Annotated in this window: 20 protein-coding genes; 12 read left to right on the plus strand and 8 right to left on the minus strand. The window is 50.9% G+C overall.

Going from position 1 to position 19,022, the window contains the following annotated elements:
• Positions 1–23 precede the first annotated feature (23 nt).
• Together dusB and prmA are read right to left on the minus strand one after the other, a co-directional pair.
• Positions 24–1,022, minus strand: a complete 999-nt coding sequence (dusB, locus tag ACXAH4_RS01025) for a tRNA dihydrouridine synthase DusB (protein ID WP_474842087.1) — start codon at positions 1,020–1,022, stop codon at positions 24–26.
• A 224-nt stretch (positions 1,023–1,246) separates the two neighbouring features.
• The gene (gene prmA / locus ACXAH4_RS01030) at positions 1,247–2,128 is read right to left on the minus strand and encodes a 50S ribosomal protein L11 methyltransferase (protein ID WP_474842086.1); all 882 of its coding nucleotides are present in this window, start codon (positions 2,126–2,128) and stop codon (positions 1,247–1,249) included.
• 183 nt (positions 2,129–2,311) lie between these two features.
• Here prmA and ACXAH4_RS01035 point away from each other — a divergent pair, with 183 nt between their 5' ends.
• The 11 genes from ACXAH4_RS01035 to ACXAH4_RS01085 all read left to right on the plus strand — a co-directional run bounded on the left by ACXAH4_RS01035 (position 2,312) and on the right by ACXAH4_RS01085 (position 12,773).
• Positions 2,312–3,106 (plus strand): substrate-binding periplasmic protein, encoded by a 795-nt coding sequence (locus tag ACXAH4_RS01035; RefSeq protein WP_474842084.1) that lies wholly within the window; start codon positions 2,312–2,314, stop codon positions 3,104–3,106.
• A 194-nt stretch (positions 3,107–3,300) separates the two neighbouring features.
• Positions 3,301–5,517, plus strand: a complete 2,217-nt coding sequence (locus ACXAH4_RS01040; RefSeq protein WP_474842082.1) for a FepA family TonB-dependent siderophore receptor — start codon at positions 3,301–3,303, stop codon at positions 5,515–5,517.
• Positions 5,518–5,577: 60 nt separating this feature from the next.
• Entirely contained in the window at positions 5,578–6,390 is an 813-nt protein-coding gene (locus tag ACXAH4_RS01045; RefSeq protein WP_474842080.1) for a DUF3450 family protein, read from the plus strand.
• 1 nt (position 6,391) lies between these two features.
• On the plus strand, positions 6,392–7,720 hold the full coding sequence (locus ACXAH4_RS01050; protein ID WP_474880341.1) for a MotA/TolQ/ExbB proton channel family protein: 1,329 nt from the start codon (positions 6,392–6,394) through the stop codon (positions 7,718–7,720).
• A complete protein-coding gene (locus tag ACXAH4_RS01055; protein ID WP_119503076.1) occupies positions 7,720–8,103 on the plus strand; it encodes a MotA/TolQ/ExbB proton channel family protein in 384 nt (127 codons plus the stop codon). The genes ACXAH4_RS01050 and ACXAH4_RS01055 overlap by 1 nt, the downstream gene beginning before the upstream one ends.
• On the plus strand, positions 8,096–8,503 hold the full coding sequence (locus tag ACXAH4_RS01060; protein WP_119503075.1) for an ExbD/TolR family protein: 408 nt from the start codon (positions 8,096–8,098) through the stop codon (positions 8,501–8,503). Before ACXAH4_RS01055 ends, ACXAH4_RS01060 begins: the two co-directional genes overlap by 8 nt.
• Positions 8,504–8,512: 9 nt before the next feature.
• On the plus strand, positions 8,513–9,136 hold the full coding sequence (locus ACXAH4_RS01065) for an energy transducer TonB (RefSeq protein ID WP_474842074.1): 624 nt from the start codon (positions 8,513–8,515) through the stop codon (positions 9,134–9,136).
• Positions 9,136–10,506 carry a tetratricopeptide repeat protein gene (locus tag ACXAH4_RS01070; protein WP_474880343.1) on the plus strand — a complete coding sequence of 457 codons (1,371 nt, stop codon included), beginning with the start codon at positions 9,136–9,138 and terminating at the stop codon, positions 10,504–10,506. The genes ACXAH4_RS01065 and ACXAH4_RS01070 overlap by 1 nt, the downstream gene beginning before the upstream one ends.
• Positions 10,506–10,802: a hypothetical protein gene (locus tag ACXAH4_RS01075; RefSeq protein WP_474842070.1), complete on the plus strand. Its 297-nt coding sequence runs from the start codon at positions 10,506–10,508 to the stop codon at positions 10,800–10,802. Before ACXAH4_RS01070 ends, ACXAH4_RS01075 begins: the two co-directional genes overlap by 1 nt.
• 13 nt (positions 10,803–10,815) lie before the next feature.
• Positions 10,816–12,438, plus strand: a complete 1,623-nt coding sequence (locus ACXAH4_RS01080) for a PepSY-associated TM helix domain-containing protein (protein ID WP_474842068.1) — start codon at positions 10,816–10,818, stop codon at positions 12,436–12,438.
• Positions 12,435–12,773, plus strand: coding sequence for a DUF3325 domain-containing protein (locus ACXAH4_RS01085; RefSeq protein WP_303572383.1), 339 nt, complete (start codon positions 12,435–12,437; stop codon positions 12,771–12,773). Before ACXAH4_RS01080 ends, ACXAH4_RS01085 begins: the two co-directional genes overlap by 4 nt.
• 21 nt (positions 12,774–12,794) lie before the next feature.
• Here the strand turns inward: ACXAH4_RS01085 and ACXAH4_RS01090 are convergent, their stop codons facing one another.
• The 3 genes from ACXAH4_RS01090 to ACXAH4_RS01100 form a co-directional block, all read right to left on the minus strand.
• Positions 12,795–13,088: a high-potential iron-sulfur protein gene (locus ACXAH4_RS01090; RefSeq protein ID WP_119503070.1), complete on the minus strand. Its 294-nt coding sequence runs from the start codon at positions 13,086–13,088 to the stop codon at positions 12,795–12,797.
• Positions 13,089–13,271: 183 nt separating this feature from the next.
• Positions 13,272–13,928, minus strand: coding sequence for a flavin reductase family protein (locus ACXAH4_RS01095; RefSeq protein ID WP_474842065.1), 657 nt, complete (start codon positions 13,926–13,928; stop codon positions 13,272–13,274).
• A gap of 1 nt (position 13,929) precedes the next feature.
• Entirely contained in the window at positions 13,930–14,121 is a 192-nt protein-coding gene (locus ACXAH4_RS01100) for a zinc ribbon domain-containing protein (RefSeq protein WP_119503069.1), read from the minus strand.
• A gap of 151 nt (positions 14,122–14,272) precedes the next feature.
• Here ACXAH4_RS01100 and ACXAH4_RS01105 point away from each other — a divergent pair, with 151 nt between their 5' ends.
• Complete coding sequence (locus ACXAH4_RS01105) at positions 14,273–16,396, plus strand: exonuclease domain-containing protein (RefSeq protein WP_474880345.1); 2,124 nt, start codon at positions 14,273–14,275, stop codon at positions 16,394–16,396.
• 116 nt (positions 16,397–16,512) lie between these two features.
• On the opposite strand, the gene ACXAH4_RS01110 is transcribed toward ACXAH4_RS01105, so the two are convergent.
• From ACXAH4_RS01110 to ACXAH4_RS01120, 3 genes are all read right to left on the minus strand, one after another.
• Complete coding sequence (locus ACXAH4_RS01110) at positions 16,513–17,433, minus strand: hypothetical protein (RefSeq protein ID WP_474848575.1); 921 nt, start codon at positions 17,431–17,433, stop codon at positions 16,513–16,515.
• 331 nt (positions 17,434–17,764) lie between these two features.
• A complete protein-coding gene (locus tag ACXAH4_RS01115) occupies positions 17,765–18,319 on the minus strand; it encodes an outer membrane beta-barrel protein (RefSeq protein ID WP_474848573.1) in 555 nt (184 codons plus the stop codon).
• 129 nt (positions 18,320–18,448) lie between these two features.
• Positions 18,449–18,946: a DUF3750 domain-containing protein gene (locus tag ACXAH4_RS01120; protein ID WP_474880643.1), complete on the minus strand. Its 498-nt coding sequence runs from the start codon at positions 18,944–18,946 to the stop codon at positions 18,449–18,451.
• Positions 18,947–19,022: the final 76 nt, after the last annotated feature.

Below are 19,022 nucleotides of genomic sequence, written 5' to 3' on the forward strand. Positions count from 1 at the left end.
CTTGCTCTATTAGTTAGTCATTACTATGCCGCAGGAGAGATCTGTCGCTTATCTCTCGTTTGCAGCGATTGAAAATACGCATCAAGGGCGTTGAGTTGAGCGTAAGCTTCCTCAAGACCATTGAATGTCCGGCGAAACTGATTTTCCGTGTCGTGCTCCGCGAGATACCACCCTACGTGCTTCCGGGCTATTCTCACACCCATAATGCCGCCGTAGAAGTCGTGTACATTTACAACGTGCTCATGCAATACCGCTTGCTGTTCTGACAACGAAGGAGGCGGCAAGTTTTCACCTGTATGCAGGTAATGTTGGATTTGTTTAAAAATCCACGGATTACCTTGCGCACCGCGCCCAATCATTACGCCGTCAGCACCGGTATACTCAAGTACGAAACGTGCTTTTTCCGGAGAAGTAATATCGCCATTTGCGATTACAGGAATAGACACCGCCTGTTTAATGGCACGAATGGTGTCGTATTCTGCATTTCCCCGGTACATACAAGCCCGCGTTCTGCCGTGAACTGCCAGCGATTGTATGCCGTTCTGCTCCGCAATCCGGGCAATGTCTGCCCCGTTGCGGTTATCTGTGTCCCACCCTGTACGGATTTTCAGAGTGACTGGTACGTCAACAGCGTCTACCACTGCCCGGACAATGCTTTCTACAAGCTCCGGGTACTGCAAGAGCGCTGAACCAGCTAATTTCTTATTCACCTTTTTGGCCGGACAACCCATGTTGATATCGATGATTTGCGCACCGTTCTCAACGTTAAATTGTGCCGCCTGCGCCATCAGGTCAGGATCTGCGCCGGCAATCTGTACCGAGCGGATCCCGTCTTCACCGGTATGATCCATACGATGCATGGATTTTGCGGTTTTCCAGACCTTGGGGTTGCTGGACAACATTTCAGATACAACTAACCCTGCCCCCATTCTCCTGCACATCTGCCGGAAGGGCCTGTCTGTCACGCCAGCCATAGGCGCGAGCATCAAATTGTTCTGGAGTGTGTGAGGTCCGATTCGCATACTTTACAGCCAACTGTTGCGCAGAATTTATACACCAGGCCAAAACGGGGCGCTAAGTTTACGTGTTTTCGCAAGCCTTGAAAAGGCTAAAAATCACACAAAATTTCAAGCCGGGCTATTGACAGTGCTGGCGAGTTTTGCGTGTGAAATAACCCGTCAGCCTTTCGCCGAAAAAGGCCACAGCCCCTGTATTTGACAGATTTCTGACAGTTTTATGAATAGATTCAGTGGGTTCTTATGCCGCTGACTCTTGCCCAATCGCCTTCTACAGCACTGGGTTCCAGGGAAAAACTGGTCTGGTAAGCTGCTTCAATTTTTTCCACCTGCTCTTCCAGAATGCCTGATAAAACGAGCTTTCCACTGGTTTTGCAGTAGGCAGTGATAACGGATTGCAGTTCTATGAGTGGCCCGCTGAGAATATTGGCCATGACCACATCGGCTTCCAGTTCGGGCTGATCTTCAGGCAGATACACACTTAAGCGGTCTTCCACACCGTTGCGGCGGGCATTTTCCATGGATGCCTGCAGGGCCTGAGGGTCGATATCAATACCGATCACTTCTTTTGCTCCCAGTTTCAGTGCCGCCAGCGCGAGAATACCTGAACCGCAACCGAAATCGACCACGGTTTTGCCTTCCAGGTCCAGGCTGTCGAGCCAGCGCAGACAGAGTGCTGTGGTAGGGTGCGTACCGGTACCGAAAGCCAGACCCGGATCGAGCATAACGTTTACCGCATCAGGGTCCGGCACATCACGCCAGCTGGGACAAATCCACAAACGCTTACCGAACTGCATGGGATGAAAGTTATCCATCCACTCCCGTTCCCAGTCTTTATCTTCTAACTGATCAAGTTTATGTTTAAAGCCTTTTCCCAGCACCTTCGATTGTTCAAGTCTTTGAATCACCGCTTTCATGTCGTCGGCTGCACTGAATAACCCGACTACCTGCGTATCCGGCCACAGCATGGTCTCACCGGGCTTGGGTTCGTACATAGGCGTGTCTTTGGCATCAACAAATGTAACAGCCTGCGCGCCATTGGCACTTAACATATTGCCAATTTGCTCTGCGTGTTCAGAGTCAGAATCGATTCGTAACTGGATCCAGGACATGGGTACTCTTTCAAGGGAAAACGTTAATCAGCAGATATTTTATCAGCTACTGCCTGCAAAACGCACCCCACAGCGCCATTTAACCCGAATTTTGAATCCCCCCGGAAGAAGTATCCTTATGTCTGATTTCGTTTCTCACTGGCAGGTGCTACTTTTATAAGAGGTATTGAGACAGGAAAACCAATGAGACTGCTGGCCAAACTGGTAATGATAGCTTTTCTGGCTGCTCCGGCATACGGCGCCGTGGTGCGCAGTGTGGATGTGGTTTCCGGCTGGGACAAGCCACCCTATGTGATCGCTCAGGGTGATACTGGATTTGAGATCGAGCTGGTTAAATCTGTCCTTCAAAATGCCGGTTACGAACCTAACATGATGTATGTACCTATGGGCCGCTCAGTAAGACTTGTCAGAGAGCGTGATGTGGATGTGGCCCTTTCAGTGAGCCGTCGAAACGACATTCCCGAAGCCTGGTTCAGTGACGTGTATGTTGTATACCAGAATGTTGTGGTGACACTGAAGAACCGTAATTTGTCTATCGAGCGGGTGGAAGATCTGAAAAACCACACCGTTGTGGCATTTCAGACTGCGTCAGAAGCTCTCGGTCCCCAATTTTCACAAGCAGTAGCAAAGCACAAGGGCTATCTTGAAATGGCTGATCAGCACCGTCAGGTCAGCATGCTGCTGCTTGGTAGTGTGGATGCTATTGTACTGGACCGGAATATTTTTGAAGCAATACGCAGTAAACATCCTAAAGGGCAGGATGTGGAAGTGACCGTGCACGAACTCTTTGACGTCAGCCCTTATCATGCCGTCATTCCGAATAAACAGCTCCGGGACAAATTCAATCTTGAGTTAACGAAATTCCGTGAAAGCGGTGACTACCAGGCCCTCGCCAACGAGTTCTCGCTGATCAATTTGCTCGACAGCTATGTCCAATACCCCTTCCTGACACATCTCGAACACCCCTCCGACTATTAAAATTGTTTAAAAATTATCTTTACTTATTTTAATGACCAATGATAATGATTCTCATTGGTATATATGTTTTAATACGCTTTGAATGGAAGTATAGTTAAAAGATTAGAAGAGCGTTTTCACCCGCCGGTATTCCCGTGTTCTCGTAAGTTATTTTTCATCCACATAAAAACACTCTGAGTTTCAAGGAAAAAGTAATGCCTAAATTAGGTAAGATAGTACTGCTCACGTCATTATTTCCCGGCTTATCAGCCGCTGTTTTCGCGCAAGAAAATGAAGAATTAGAAACCCTCGACACCACTGTTGTTCAAGCCGCTTCAGAAGAGCTTAAACAAGCCCAGGGTGTGTCGGTTATTACAGCAGAAGATTTCAAACGTCGTCCGGTTACCAATGACATCTCCGAGCTGGTTAAAACTATGCCGGGTATCAACCTGACCGGTAACTCCAGCACTGGACAGTATGGTAATAACCGTCAAATTGATATCCGCGGCATGGGCCCGGAAAATACCCTGATTCTTATCGACGGTAAGCCTGTGCTTTCCCGCAACGCTGTCAAAATGGGTCGCTCGGGCGAACGTAATACCCGTGGTGACAGTAACTGGGTACCACCTGAAGCCATTGAAAGCATCGAAGTTATCCGTGGTCCTGCGGCGGCCCGTTACGGCTCAGGTGCTTCCGGTGGTGTCATTAACATCATTACTAAAAAACCGGATGTAGCAGCAGGCAGCATTACAGTACAAACCGAAATTCCTGAAAATTCGCTGGAAGGTGGCAATAAACGCGCAGATGTTGTGGTCAGCGGGCCGTTATCTGAGCGCTTCTCTCACCGTACCGTGCTGAACTACAACAAACAGGAAGGTGATTCTCCTGACATCAACCGCGATGCCACCGTTGAAGACAGTAACGTTGCTGCCGGCTCTGAAGGTGTTGAGAATATTGACTTCCGTACGCTGGTTCGCTTTGACCAGGACGAAACCAGTACCTGGGAAGTAGAAGCGGCTTACAGCCGTCAGGGTAATGAATACGCCGGCGACAACGCATTCCAGGGCGTAGATAACGCGCAAAGTCAGTTATACATTGGCCAGGAAACCAATGTTGTAAGACGTAAAACACTTTCCGGTACCCATCGTGGAACGTTCGATTTTGGCGACTCTTTCTCTTACATCCAGTTTGAAGAAACAGATAACACCCGTTTGAGCGAGGGGCTGGCCGGTGGTACGGAAGGTCGCTTCAACACCGAGACCGGTGAAACCGTGACAATCATGCTGCGCAATCTGACTGCAAAATCTGAGTGGAACATTCCGCTGGATCTGTTCGGAAAAGCCCAGACTATGACAGTGGGTGCCGAATTCCGTGGTGAACGTCAGGATGATGCGTCGTCTAATCAGGCCGGTATTAATGTAGCTGACGGCGTTGTTATTGATGGTACTGACATTGACGCAGCCGACCGCGACCCTCACATGAGCTCAGAATTGTTCGGCCTGTACGTCGAGGACAACATCGTTCTGACCGATGACATTATGCTGACGCCGGGCGTACGTTTAGATCACCACAGCGTAGCGGGCAACAACGCGTCTCCCAGCCTGAACATGAGCTGGCAGTCAACGTCTGAAATTTCTTTCCAGGCTGGTATCAGCCGTGCGTTCAAAGCACCAAACCTGTATCAGACTAACCCGAATTATGTTTATACCACCCGGGGTAACGGTTGTCCGGTGGATTACCCCAGCCAGGGAAGCGGCTGTTCAATTCTGGGTAACCCGGATCTGGAACATGAAACGTCGGTAAACAAAGAAATCGGTATTAACTACGCTGGTAATGATGATGGCATCAATGCCGGGTTAACGTATTTCCACAACGATTATAAAAACAAAATCGTGACCGGAAATACCGCACCGATTTATGTGCTGGAAGGTAGCCGTGGCGGTACTGTTCAGGTTTTCCAGTGGTACAACACGCCGGAAGCCGTTATTGAAGGTCTGGAAGGTAACCTGCTTGTGCCGTTTACTGACGACATCGAATGGTCTGTGAATGCCACAGTGATGATTGAATCGGAAGACAAAGAAACCGGTCAGCCGCTGTCTATCGTGCCTGATTACACGATTAATACGCAGGTAGCATGGACTGTCACAGAAAACTGGGAACTGGTTGCCAGCGCCCAGCATTACGGCGAAACAGAAAGCCCGACAACCAGCACGACCAGTGGTGCAGATATTGAAAATCCTGAACCGCGTGACCCTTACACCATCGTTAACCTGAACAGTGTGTATACCTACAAAAACATCGATTTTACCATCTCAGTGAAGAACCTGTTTGATAAAACGATTTTACGTGAAGGTACGCAAACTAACGCAGGGGCGAATACCTATAACGAGCCGGGCCGTAACTGGCTGCTGTCGGCAACTTACCACTTTTGATGATACCAGCCGGTAACACAGTGTTTGTGTTACCGGTTTTTAGTAATGAAGGGAACGGGAATGAAGACAATGCAAATGGGGCATCTGAGAATACCGGCTACATGCAGTGCCGGTATTTTGCTTACTGCATCACTATTGACCGGTAACGCCATGGCTGCCGTGACAGATGATATGGACGGACTGACCCGCCAGTGGCTGCACATTGAGGCGCAGGAGCGCAAGCTGGTCATGGACTGGCAGGAACAGGAACCGGTGGTCCGTCAGCGGATCGACCTGCTGAAAGCTGAAAAATCGCAGTTGCAGAAGATTCTTGCGACCAGTAATGATTCACAGGATGACGTGGATGCCCGCCGGAATGCTCTGCTGGCCGAACAAAACACCCTTGAAAGTCAGCAGGCTGATGTAACAGGTGCATTATCTTCTCTGGTTACCCGCATCAATAGTTTATATGAAAGTCTGCCACCGCCTCTGAAGTTTAACTGGGACAAGGAAGATGCTGCGCTGGCCGGTGACGGTGGCGACAACCCTTCGCAAATTTTGCAGGTCGCACTGGCTAAATTATCCCGGCTGGAACAATTCGACAGCAAGCTCACAGTAAACGAAGACGTGCTCACGGCGCCTGACGGTAAAGAAGTGGTGGTGAAACAGTTATATCTGGGGTCACAGCTGGCCTGGTTTGCAAACAACGACGGTAGTGTGGCCGGTTCCGGCTACCCGGAGAACGGACAATGGACATGGCACTTCGATGACAGTGTTGATGGTGAAGCCATCAGCCGCGCACTGGCGGTTTTCGAGCGCCGTCAGCAACCTGAATTTATTGCACTGCCTTTGCCTTTTACTGCGCAAAATCCGGTAAGTGGCGGAGGTCGTTAAGATGAAAAGAACTTTACTACTTATTATGCTGGCGTGGGCCTCTGCTGGTGCCGGTGCACAGCAACAGGACATGCTGAACAAAATTGAAAGCGCGAAGCGCAGTCTGAACAGCGCGGAATCACGCATCGTAAAAGAGCGGGTTTCGTTGTCCTCCACCCTCAGTCAGTTAGAAAAAGACGTGATGTCTTTACGGGACAAGACTGCGGTCGCCCGCCGTCTCGCAGATGAAAAAACACTGAGTCTGAGCAAGCTGGAAGAACGCTTATCTGAATGGAAAGAGCAGCAAACCTACCAACAGAACCTGCTCAACCGTTTCCTGCAACAGCAGGGCTTACCGTTTAATGAAGTCAACGCCATGGATACCGCCGCGAAAATGGCGGCTGTGTCTGACGCTGCAGTGAAAACAGCCTCTCTTCCCGGCTGGCAGCCCCGTACGCTGGTGCTGGAAAACGGTGAACTGGCCAGTGTACCGTCACTGTCGGTAGGACCGGTTACCTGGTTTAAACACAATGATGCGGTAGGACTGGCTGAAACTGTATCCGGCAGACTGCAAACCAAAGGGATGTTGCCCTCAGGACTGGCGGCAACTATGCAGGAACAGGCGGGTACAGTTGTTCTGGACCCGACCCTTGGCCGTGCACTTACCCGTGAGTCTGCAAACGAAGGTGTGATTGAGCACGTGGTGAAAGGCGGTATTTGGGTAGTCCCTATTTTACTGTTCGCGTTGATTGCTACGGTTATCGGTCTGCTTAAAGTGGTGCAACTGCTTCGTCTGCCTAAAGTGATTCCGGTGCGGTCCCAGGCGATGCTGGATAAGATTCTGCAGTCAGGTGGCGCGGCCCGTGCCCAATTTAAAGGCATGCAGGAAGATTTACTTAAAATTGCTGAGCAGGCGGTAACGTTCCGTGACCGTGACGATCAGCTGTTCGTACAACTGCAACAAGACCGTCAGACCCTGGATAAGTGGATCAATGCTGTGGCTGTTACTGCCGCTGTGGCTCCGCTGCTGGGACTGCTGGGCACTGTAAGCGGAATGATCGAAACTTTCCGCATGATGACATCATTCGGCTCAAGCGACCCTGAAGTGATTTCCGGCGGTATCGCCAAAGCACTGGTGACGACGGAGCTGGGTTTGATCGTCGCTATTCCTGCACTGATCCTGAATGCTCTCCTTAGCCGCAAAGCGCGTCAGTACTACACGGAACTGGAGAACTTTGCACTAATTTTAAGTGGCGACGAGGGCAACACACATCAGGAATACCCGGATGCGCAGGCACGGGATACTGACACTGAATTGTCAGGGGCCGGACATCCATCCGGAGCAGGCTGATGATCGAATTATTCACCGGCAACCCCTTGTGCTGGGTCATGGTACTGACCGGTTGGTTTGCCTTTCAGCAAATCTGGATGCTGTACCTGAACCGGTTCGACAAGGACGTTCGCAGTAAAGACAGCGACCCGTTAATGACGCCGTCCGTGCTGGTAGGGGCGTTGCCGCTGATGGGGCTGCTTGGCACCATCATGGGATTACAGGGCAGCTTTACCGGCATGATGACCGACGGGGCTGACAGTCAAATCGTGTCTGCAGGTATTGCCGATGCGTTATTTACAACTCAGCTGGGGCTGGTGATGGCTATCCCGGGCTGGTTATGTTTGTCATATGTGAAAGGACATCTGCACGATACGCAGGAAGGTGAGGTGAAACATGGCTAGTCGATTACAACGCCGGCTGGAAGCACAACCCATTCAGTCTATTGATATGTCACCACTGCTGGATGTGGTGTTTATCCTGTTGATTTTCTTCATCGTTTCCACGGTGTTCGTTAAAGAAACCGGGGTCGAAGTAGATAAGCCCCAGGCCATCTCGGCACAAAAGCTTGACCAGATGTCCATTCTTATTGCCATCACTGCTAATGGTGAGGTGATGTACGACAGCACCAACATCGGTGTTGCCGGGGTACGGGGAACGGTAGAGCAACTGATGGTGCAGGAAGTGCGTCCGGTGGTACTGCAGGTAGATAAAACCGTGTCGACAGATCTGCTGGTGGAAGTGATTGATGCCGCCAAAATGGCCGGTGCTGTTGACGTCAACATTGCCACAGCAAAATTGTGAGGATGCAGAATGAAAAAGCAACTTTCAGCATTTTTACTCAGCGGCGGTGTCATGATGGTGTCGCTGGGAATACTGACTCTGGGTTATTACCTCAACAGTGAAGACGGCCCTGAGCTTGAAGTCAGACAGCTTGATATTGCCATTGCACAGCCGCCCCCGCCGCCGCCCCCGCAAAGTCAGCAGGTGACTGAGCAGGCAGATGTGAATATGCAGGTGGAAGGTGCTGGTGCGCCTGTATCGATGGCGGATATTCAGGTGGATCCGGAAATTGAAATTGATAAACCGGAGCGGCCGGACGTGGCAATGGCGCAACCGGACTGGGCTGCACCGGAAATAGACTGGGAGGCTTACGCTCTCAGTGAACTGGACGGCAAGCCTACCTTGCTGACTCCGGTAAAAATCCGGTTCCCGAAAAAACTGAAACATCGCGGTATTGAACGGGTTGTGGTGAAGCTGGATGTAATGATTGATGAGAAGGGTGACGTCACCCTGATTGATATCGTCGACAACCCGCATCATGAACTTAATAAGGAAATTCAGCGCTTTGTGAAAGGCAGTAAATTCACTGCTCCGCACAAAGCCGATCACGCTGTCAGAGCAAGATTTATCTGGCCTGTGGAGATTGAAGCATAATGAAAAAATTCACGTTTAAACGATTAGGGTGCTGTGCGTTACTACTTGCTTTCACAGCGGGCGCGCAGGCAGAGGTTAAAGTATCGCTGGAAGAGCCGGTCTGGGAATTCAGTTACCGCGCCGGTAAAAGCGATGCCCACAGGAACAGAGTAAACCGTGACGAAGGTGAGTTCTTTCATAACGTACAGCCGTTGCTGCAAAAGCAGGATTTCAACGGCGTAGAGCAAGCCTGGAACACCTACCGTCAGGAACACGAAAAAGTCAGTGCCATGCTGCATGAAATGATGGGCCAGGTGTTTTTAAGCTTAAAGAAAAACAGTGAAGCGAAAAAACACTTCGAACTGGCGTTAAAGGAAGATCCTTCATCGTCAACTTCACACCGTGGCCTGAGCATGATTTATATGCTTGATGAGTCTTACGAAAAGGCCCGTGAACATGTGGTGGCTTCGCTGGCACTCGGGGTGTCTGACAGTCAGGTGTATGGCCAGCTCGGATACCTTAACCTGCAACTGGAAAAACCCCGCAGTGCTACCGCAGCCTACCAGAATGCCATGATGCTGGAACCCGGTAATGCCCAGTGGGCGCAGGGGCTGCTGTTTGCGCTGATTGCCAGTGACGCACTTCCCCAGGCGTCTTCACTGGTGGGAGAAATGCTCAGTGAAAAGCCAGACAGCGCAAGGTTATGGCTGCAACGCAGTCAGATTGCGATGAAAAGTCAGGATGATCTCACTGCTATCAGCAGCCTGGAAACGGCGCTGTCTCTGGGGGAAAAGCGTGCGGAAAATCTCACGACTCTGGCAAAACTTCATGTGAAGTCCGGCAGTCCGCATCGTGCGGTTGCGCTGCTTAACGATAACGTCAGTACGTTGCTGGCCGGCAACAGTGATGGCGCAGAGACCATGTTAAGTATTGCCAACTGGCTGGCGGCCAGTCAGGACTGGCAAAACCTGGGTGCTCTGGTCAGTACATTGGATAAAAACGCTAAACGCCTTGATAGCAGTAACACAGCAATGCTGAACGTTATGAAGGCGAACCTCGCCATTGCGAAGGATCAGAACAGTAAAGCGCAGGACTACCTGCTGACTGCTATTAAAGCCGCGCCGGCGAACGGTGATGCGCTGATGACGCTGGCAGCACTTCTGCGTAAAGAGAAGAAAGACGAACGTGCAAAAATGTATTACCTGCGTGCCGAAGCACTCCCCGAATATAAAGAACGGGCCATGCTGGGACGGGCACAGGTCGCCATTAATCAGAACGCTTACGCTGATGCACTGACGTTGCTTCGTCAGGTGTACAAATCGAATCCGGGACGCAGTGATTTGCTGAGCAATATTCAGTCTCTGGAAAATATTGTGAAGAACGCATCATAATGACAACACAACATCTCCCTTTCTATTCAGCACCTGCCTTTACGGTAACTGTCAGAGTCATTCTGGCGGTGGCGGGTGGTTATGCGGCGGCTACCGCAATCAGTTTGTTGCTGGCGGCCGGGTCAGAGGTGTCCGGCCGCCAGGAAATTGCCTTTATCCGTATGGTGTTTTTCCTTGCATGGACGGTTTATATCATCTGGATATTCGCCATCAATAACCATGTAAAAGCCTTCATCACCGCGCTGGCAATTAACGCCATGGCGTGGGGACTGGTGTGGTCCGGTGTAGCGTCATGAAGGGGAGACGGCAATGAAAGGTTCACTCAGACAGTCGATGACCTGGCTGCATACATGGAGCAGCATCACCGCGGGCTGGATCCTGTTCGCGATATTTTTTACCGGTACGCTGGCATTTTTCAGAAGTGAAATTACTCACTGGATGCAGCCTGAATTACATGTGTCTGTGCCGGCTGAGAACAGCGCTGAAGTGGCTTACCGCTATTTGCAGGGCAAGGCCACGGGGGCTCAGGAATGGCAAATTTCTTTACCGGGACCCAGAGAAGAAACGGTCAGTGCAAGCTGGCGCAATGGCGGGGAAAATCGCCAGCAAATGCGTTCGCAACGTGCCGTCCTGGATGCGTCTACCGGTGAGGAGCTGACACCGAGAGAAACCGCCGGTGGCAATTTTCTGTACCGCTTCCACTTTGAACTATACGGCGTACCGCGTGCTGCAGGTGAGACCTTCGTCGGCATTGTCAGCATGATGATGCTCATTGGTATTGTCAGCGGCGTGATCATGCACCGTAAAATCTTTGCAGATTTTTTCATGTTCAGGCCAAAGAAGAAGCTGCTTTCCTGGATAGACGGGCACGTTCTGGCATCCGTGCTGGCGCTGCCATTTCATCTGATGATCACATTCTCCGGCTTGTTACTGTTAGGAGGCACTTTGCTTCCGTGGAACGGCAGTGGTGGTGGTCATGGTGGACCTCCCGGTGGCGGAGGTCCGCAGGGACAGGGCGGGCCGCAACGGGGCGCACCGCAAGCGCGGGCAATACAACATAAGCCGGCAGCGCCGGTTGTGGACAATAGCGCCCTGCTGGCACAGGTTATGGCCAGTGCTTCTGCTGAATGGGGCGTACCTGCTGACCGCATCACCATTAAAAATCCGGGCACAGATAAAGCGACATTTTCTGTATCCGGTCCCAACCGTGTTGAGTTATCCGCCGGTCGTGGCGGGAACAGCGGGCTGGTTTTTAACTCTGAAGGTGAAATTCTTAAAGTAGAAGAGGCGTCTTCTGCACCGAATACCAGCCAGGCAATTTATAACTATATGGATATGCTGCATCAGGCCCGTTTTGCCGACAGTGTTACCCGCTGGCTGCTCTTTTTTGCCGGTATCCTGGGCACGTTAATGGTGGGGACCGGTTCTATCCTTTGGGTAGAGAAGCGCGCCAAAAAGCAAATGGGACGCAGAGGCTTCGAACTGGTGAGAGGCACGAACATTGGCGCTATCGCCGGGCTGATGGTGGCTACCGGTGCTTATTTCTGGGCGAACCGCCTGTTGCCTGTAGAATTGGCGACACGCAGTGACTGGGAAATACGTAGCTTTTTCATTGTGTGGGGGCTTTGTGTGGTAGCCGGACTGTTCAGACGCGACCGGAAAGGCTGGCTCTGGCAAACGCTGGCGGCTGCAGTGCTCTTCACCTTTATTCCGTTGCTGGATGTCGCTACATCACCTGTCCCGGTGCCTGATACGTTAAGGATCATATTCGATGCAGCCTGTCTTATCCTGGCCGCGCTGGCCTGGTATGCGGTGAGTAAGCTTAAGGCAGAACCTAAGTCAAAACGCGCGCCGTCAGGCCGCAAAGACAGCCTTGCCCGCCGGAGACGGCCTGCACCGGAAGCGGGCAGCACCGGGGAGCAGACAGCATGATGACATTTCTGTGTTTACTGCTGTGCATTGCCGGTTTCCTGCACTTTTCTATGGCTAATCCGAAACATTTCCGTGCGGTCACCGGTGATGAGATTGAAAATGTGCCCGGGGGCAGGCTGATATTTCAGACGCTGGCAGTGTGTTTTCTGACTGTAGCGACGTTTCCGGCGATAGCCGGCTGGCAAACTGAAATCGGACTGGTTGTGTGGTGCGGATTGCTGCATGTGGCAGCGGTACTGGTGTCTTTGCTGTTTACTTATCAGCAGGATGCGCTGGCATTTGTATGGCGCTGGTGTGTGCCGGGAGGCTGGCTTCAGCGGGTATTACCCCGCTGATCCAACTGTCCGGGTTCAAACTTAGCCCGGACGTTTTACCCAGGCACTGCACCAGCCGTTGGTGTTAACCAGTTTACCCGGGAAAATGGCGCAGGGACGGTGAGCTTGTCCGTCCTCACCCTGAATGTACATGCAATTACCGCACTGAGACCCTTCCACCGTTGATTTCGGGGTATATTTCAATGCCTGTGCTGTGGGGTCGTCGGTCTGCAGTTGCTCCTGTGCCTGTGCGCGAAGTGCAGTGCCACCTAACGTCAAACCGATCAGTGTGGTGCCTGACAGTTTTAGGAAATCACGACGGTTCACATTACTCATAATTTGCTCCCATAAAGCTTAAACGAGAATGATTTGTTTTTATTTGGTCTTATAACGTAAAAAACCTGCCGCGATGACAGGTTTACCATGACAATAGTTATACGACACATTTACGGGACTGCCAAATCGTTCCGTCACATATTTGATGTAGATTAACTTTTCTTCACCGCAGGACCTGTGCATTTACGCGTTTTTACCTGCCAGCGTGACGGGTTTGTCCGGTTTCGCATAGGCATAACGGGCGATGGGTTCCGCACGGTGGTAAGTATCCAGCCCGCTGATACAGGCAAGATTCATTTTCTCCAAATCCAGTTGTCCGTCCTCACCGGTGGCCCCCTCCATCACGTAAATATCAAGCACCCTGCCAATGACCAGTACTGTCTTATTACATTGCAGCGTGGTTATTTCTTCTGCCGCCATGGCCATACGCAAAGGACTTTGAGCGACGAAAGGCGCGGCGAATCCGTCTTCTTTCAGCGGTGTTAAGCCCGTGGCATCAAACTCACTGGTGTGTTCATCATAGCGGGCAGAAGTCTGGTGAGCTTTATCTGTCCAGCCGGCGCTGACTGCATTAATGGTGTACACACCGGTTTCACGAATATTTTCCAGCGTTTGCCGTGGCACAGTGTGCGGACGTAACAACATGCCCTGAAGAGGAGGATGCGCCCCCACGTGAAATACAGAGCTGATAATGGCCAGGTTATCCCGTTTACCGTCAGTGGTGCCTACAAGGTTGGCCCCTTTGTAGCCTGACAAGCAGTTGATCAGGTTCGTTCGGGTCTGTTTTTCCAGCTCATTAATAGCAGCAGAGGAAAAATGCCGCATGGACGGGTCAGTCATATCAGGCATTCTCCTGCTCAACCTGCACAGTTAAGTTGTCGCCGTCACTGTACACTGTCATTTCAATAGGCTGACAGCAGACCTGGCAATCCAGTACCTGCATAACATTGATATCGTTCTGCTCATCAATTTCTACTTCATTCGGCTCCATGCAATAGGGGCAGTGAAATAACTTAGGGGTCGTCAGACTCATAACCACTCCGGATAACTGATTAAAATGATGTTGCTAACCTTTGATATACGAAGAAAACAGATAACCGGATTGTAAGGAAACTGCATCCGGCGGGTTGATTAAAGTGGCTGTATAAATATACACTTGGTCAGGTGTACAGTATCCGGTGCAGATGATGCGTAAAACGTTGCCTGAAAAATATTATCTTGATCACTTCCGAGAGTTTTTGTCCTTTTTCGACGGTGCCAGTGGCGCATTGCTGGACGACAGTGCGCGGCGTTTTATTGAGGATTTCGATGCACTGCCGGAACCGCAGCAATGCATCATCGCCCGTGCAGCAAACCGCAAATACGCCATCATCAACCGTGAGCATTTCTACTACGAAGAAATACCGCATCCGCAGCAGCAAATAGATGCGCTTTCCGCCTCCGGCTGGTTCGGGTGTGTAACAGAAGCGCCGCTGCAGGAACTGGCCGGTATGCTGACCAAGGCTGATATTCTTCAATATCTGCATGATCTCGGGATCAGCGGTCAGCCTGCTTCAGCTAAAAAAAGTGTACTGATGGCAGGCTTATTCGATGGCATAAAACGTCATGGCTGGCCGGCGTCATTGTCGGTGGAGCATTTACTGTTTTGCCGCTTCGATGCCACTATGCGTTATTTGCTGTTTCTGTTCTTCGGCAACATCAAAGGGCGGCTGAATCAGTTTTCCATGCGTGATCTCGGTATTATGCGTACGCGGGGCCAGGCTGTGTCTGATCAGGCACGCTTCGAATTGCCGGAGGATGCCGGCGCTGCTTTTTACTATGCTTCACGCACCGGCGAACTGGATTTTCTTGATGATGAGGCCTGTCTGGCAGCAGCAAAAGCCCCCGTGCCGGAAACCTTCTCCACCATTTCAGCAGTGCTGGCGGAAAAATACCACGCAAAACTGGGGTCAAAGCTGCTTTCTGTCGACCGGCAGGCTGCACTGACTTTTCTTGAGCAGTCTCCCGGCGACACAGCAAAAGAAAAATGGATTCGGGAAGCTTACAAAGAAGGGTCGAAAGACGAGGTGAAGCAAAGCCTGGAAAGCATTATCGACTCCCCGCCCTCTGATACATTGCTGGCTTTCGCAGAAGATTTTTATCAGCGTAAATATCATAAGAAGCGCACCAGTATAGTGACGGATATGTTGCGCAACGCATCCCGTACACTGCAACTTGACGAGAGTCAGAATCAGTCTGTTGAACGGGGCGTCATTGCCTGGTATCAGCGTCACGGCGCTGAAGCCTGGCGAACCGAGAATCGCTTGTGGCGGAGTCTGTTTGCCCTCACGTTCTGGACATTATTGTTTGAAGAGGATGCGCCGGTAACTGCCTTCGACCGGCGTCCCCAAAGCCTGAAGAATAATGCTTTCTACGAGTCATTTGCGGTAAAAATTGATGAACTGCTGGCAAGTTTTACTACTGCAGACGCACTGATGAAGCACGTAACGGCCATGGCCGCTGCCCATTATGGTGAATCGAACAGCCTGTTCCTGTGGGGAACAAAATTGCTGGGCCCGGTCAAAGGGTTGCTGAAGCATGCGCCGGTTACACAGGTGACAGCCATGCTGAAAATGATGGCGCAGGACTTTGCCAGTCTGCGTGACGGTTTTCCCGATATTATGGTGGTGGAAAACGGGGCGCTGCGGTTTGAAGAAATTAAGGCGCCCGGCGATCAGCTTCGCCGCAACCAGCTTGTCAGTATTCAGAAGCTGCAGCAGGCCGGATTTGATGTGCAAATAACGCAGGTAAGCTGGTACCGTGACCCGGAGCAGCCCTATGCTGTCGTTGATATCGAAACCACGGGCGGCAACAGCCAGTATCACCGGATCACCGAAGTCGGCATTGTGAAAATTATCAACGGGGTAGTGGTGGATGAGTGGCAGTCTCTAATCAATCCGCAGCGACACATTCCTTCGTCTATTACCCGGCTGACCGGGATCAGTAATGACATGGTCGCCGGTGCACCGGTGTTTGCCGACGTAGCTGAATCCATCGAAGCGTTTACCCGCGACTGTGTGTTTGTCGCCCATAACGTTAATTTCGACTATGGATTTATCAAGCAGGAATTTGCCCGTCTTGAGCAGCCTTTCCGGCGGCCCAAGTTGTGTACTGTCAGAGAGTCCAGAAAAGCCTTTCCCGGACTTGCCTCATATTCACTGGCGGCGCTGACAAAACACTTCGGCATTGATATGGAACAGCATCACCGGGCATTATCTGATGCAAGGGCGTCAGGCGAACTGCTGGTGATGACGCAGCAACAGGATTAAAAATGCTTAATGCATCGTTGCTGAACCCGCGGGTTTTCTCCTGCGTATTTTATTATGCACTGTTGAAGTGTGTACGCGTTCTTGCTGTTTGGCCTTCTCTCCGGGAAGGCCTTTTTTTATAACTTCATTTTTAAACCGGTGAGAATACGCTCAACGTTGTCCACCACGTCCAGCCGGATAAACCATTCTGCATCTTCTGCGAACAGCGCACTGCCGCCTATTTCGCCGGAAAAGCCATGACCGTATCCGAGAAAGTCCTCGGTGAGTTCCGCACGGGAACCCAGCCCTTCATCAACCCGGGAAGCGTAGACAAAGTAGGACAGCGGATAGTTTTTAATGGCACCTTCCCCGGCAACGCCAATAATGGCTTTATTGCGTGACTGGTCAAGACGCTGGATCCACTCAATAAATACTTCGTGCTGCGGGTGCCAGGCATAGCGGTATTCACTGCGGACAAAATTACCGCCTGTCATGCGCTCCAGACTGATCTCAAAGCCGGCTTTATCTGAAAAACGGCCCGAATATTCCAGCTCTGCATAATCCAGTTTCGCCGGTAGTTGCAGAGCATCTGAGGGATCCTGATTATCCAGTTGCCCGGCAACCAGTTCTACGGCGTGATGACTGTTCAGATTAACCACATGGCGAATACCTTCAATCCAGCCGTCCTTCGACAAGCCGGTGGAAGATACCCGCCCTTTGTAGGTGGGAATAATACCAATCTCCGTCTTGCCTGCAGATGACGTATGTCTGACATATAAACGACGGACATGAAGCTGCTGGCTGCTACCGTCAAACAAGGTGTTGTGGCTTGAAGAGAAGTCATTACCGGTGACAATAAAACTGTTCAGGCTCCAGCTTTCCCCCATAGCGAGTTGAGGATAATAGCGGATCCGGTATTGCGTGCGGTGATCTCTGTCTGAGCGGGCATCTGAACGAACCTGTAAATCCAGCTTGTCGTTAAAAGACCATTCACTCTGACCCGAAGCACTGGTGCTGATAAAAAGAGCAACACACAAACCTGAAAAATACCGCCACATAACACTGCTTTCCATATACCGGACACAAATAAACCAAACACAATACGATGAATTTATTACATTAGCTCAGGCGACAAATGTTCGGGCAAAAAAAAAGCCAGCACGGGGCTGGCATAGAAGTGGAACGCAATGAGATTGGGAACTCAAACACATCGGGAGAGATGTTCAGGAAGAGGTCTTCCCGTTTGAAGTTGAGATTATAATAGCGCTGACCAGCTGGTCCGGATATCGGGAAAAAGCGATGAGTGAAATCGTATTTTACGAATGATCTTGCGAATGATTTTACGAGGAATATGAGAGAGGCGGAAGCACCGCCTCCCAGCACGCAAAATCAGAAGCGGTAACCAACACCTGCCATCAATGCCGCAGAAACGTCATCGCCAGAGTCTGAAACTGCTGTTGATTCGAGCTTGGCATAAAAGCCCTGTGCTTTACCTGAAAAGGTGAATCTCGCGCCTATTCCGGCAGTAAACTCATTTCTGCGATAGGTACTAGAGTAGGAGCCGGGAATGCATTCAAATTCATTACAGATAACGGAGTCTATCACTGCGTTGTCTTCATCTATCCGCGATACTCCCAGCTTCCCATAGAAACGAAACCAGTCTGTATTGAAATCGTGACCCAAATTTAAACCGGCGTAAGCAATGGTAATCATCCCTTTTTCACGGCCATATTTGAATTCTACAGAGGTAATTTCGTTGAAATCGTATCCGGCTTCCACATATTGACCGGAGTAGCCGCAACTACTGCAATCTTCAGACGTAGTTGTGAAAAAACCGGCTCCGGCGTAAAGACCACTGTCTTCATAAGCTAAAGCAGAGGGAGCAAACAAACCGGCGGCAACTGCAGAAGCTAACAGTGGGGCAGCTTTGAAAAAAGACGACATAAAACAACTCCTTAATGAATCGTCAGACACACCTGTAAAGAGCAGGAATCTGATGCACCAGTCCGTCCGGTGCACTCATAAGGTAGATGCTGACGCGCTGTTAAGCCACCCGCGAAGTGTAACCAAACATTACCTGGCGTAACCTGAACCAATTGCGGTAAAAGGCATATCCAGTTCCAGCTCAGGAACCTGAAGGCCTACCCAGGCCGGAAAGGTATTGCTGTTCGGTCCCGGAAAAAGGGTATATTCATCTGCCCAGGGATAGCGGGCAACGGCTTCCTGCACCTTAGGTAGCAAAGCTCTGGCTTTTTCACCGGTAACCGAAAGGACTTTCTCCGGCTTTGCTCCATACCAGTAGCGATCCGGCGTCGGCGTAGTGTACTCCCTCAGCGCAGGCAGGCCACTTTTTACCCGCCAGCCAGTGACTTCATACACTGTGTACTCCGGTGCATCCTGCGGCTTTACCGCAATCCAGGTATGCACGGCAAACCAGCCACGCCAGCTGTAGGCATCAGCCGCATAGACTTCGATAACCGCGTCAGAAAAGTTATCCGGCGCATAAGCAATGCCCGCAGGCTCTCTGGACGCACTGCGCCAGTCCTGACTGGAACATCCAGCGGTGATCATAATGAGCGTGAGTAACAAAAATTTTCGCACAGTTTTCTCCTTTTCTTCGTTTCATACTCTCAGGACGGTGAAAACA

The organism is Alteromonas sp. ABV2_168, assembly GCF_056161165.1.

Coding starts and splice junctions, on each gene's coding strand:
- dusB (WP_474842087.1), bottom strand. CDS start 1,022: ATGCGAATCGGACCTCACACACTCCAGAACAATTTGATGCTCGCGCCT.
- prmA (WP_474842086.1), bottom strand. CDS start 2,128: ATGTCCTGGATCCAGTTACGAATCGATTCTGACTCTGAACACGCAGAG.
- ACXAH4_RS01035 (WP_474842084.1), top strand. CDS start 2,312: ATGAGACTGCTGGCCAAACTGGTAATGATAGCTTTTCTGGCTGCTCCG.
- ACXAH4_RS01040 (WP_474842082.1), top strand. CDS start 3,301: ATGCCTAAATTAGGTAAGATAGTACTGCTCACGTCATTATTTCCCGGC.
- ACXAH4_RS01045 (WP_474842080.1), top strand. CDS start 5,578: ATGAAGACAATGCAAATGGGGCATCTGAGAATACCGGCTACATGCAGT.
- ACXAH4_RS01050 (WP_474880341.1), top strand. CDS start 6,392: ATGAAAAGAACTTTACTACTTATTATGCTGGCGTGGGCCTCTGCTGGT.
- ACXAH4_RS01055 (WP_119503076.1), top strand. CDS start 7,720: ATGATCGAATTATTCACCGGCAACCCCTTGTGCTGGGTCATGGTACTG.
- ACXAH4_RS01060 (WP_119503075.1), top strand. CDS start 8,096: ATGGCTAGTCGATTACAACGCCGGCTGGAAGCACAACCCATTCAGTCT.
- ACXAH4_RS01065 (WP_474842074.1), top strand. CDS start 8,513: ATGAAAAAGCAACTTTCAGCATTTTTACTCAGCGGCGGTGTCATGATG.
- ACXAH4_RS01070 (WP_474880343.1), top strand. CDS start 9,136: ATGAAAAAATTCACGTTTAAACGATTAGGGTGCTGTGCGTTACTACTT.
- ACXAH4_RS01075 (WP_474842070.1), top strand. CDS start 10,506: ATGACAACACAACATCTCCCTTTCTATTCAGCACCTGCCTTTACGGTA.
- ACXAH4_RS01080 (WP_474842068.1), top strand. CDS start 10,816: ATGAAAGGTTCACTCAGACAGTCGATGACCTGGCTGCATACATGGAGC.
- ACXAH4_RS01085 (WP_303572383.1), top strand. CDS start 12,435: ATGATGACATTTCTGTGTTTACTGCTGTGCATTGCCGGTTTCCTGCAC.
- ACXAH4_RS01090 (WP_119503070.1), bottom strand. CDS start 13,088: ATGAGTAATGTGAACCGTCGTGATTTCCTAAAACTGTCAGGCACCACA.
- ACXAH4_RS01095 (WP_474842065.1), bottom strand. CDS start 13,928: ATGACTGACCCGTCCATGCGGCATTTTTCCTCTGCTGCTATTAATGAG.
- ACXAH4_RS01100 (WP_119503069.1), bottom strand. CDS start 14,121: ATGAGTCTGACGACCCCTAAGTTATTTCACTGCCCCTATTGCATGGAG.
- ACXAH4_RS01105 (WP_474880345.1), top strand. CDS start 14,273: ATGATGCGTAAAACGTTGCCTGAAAAATATTATCTTGATCACTTCCGA.
- ACXAH4_RS01110 (WP_474848575.1), bottom strand. CDS start 17,433: ATGTGGCGGTATTTTTCAGGTTTGTGTGTTGCTCTTTTTATCAGCACC.
- ACXAH4_RS01115 (WP_474848573.1), bottom strand. CDS start 18,319: ATGTCGTCTTTTTTCAAAGCTGCCCCACTGTTAGCTTCTGCAGTTGCC.
- ACXAH4_RS01120 (WP_474880643.1), bottom strand. CDS start 18,946: ATGATCACCGCTGGATGTTCCAGTCAGGACTGGCGCAGTGCGTCCAGA.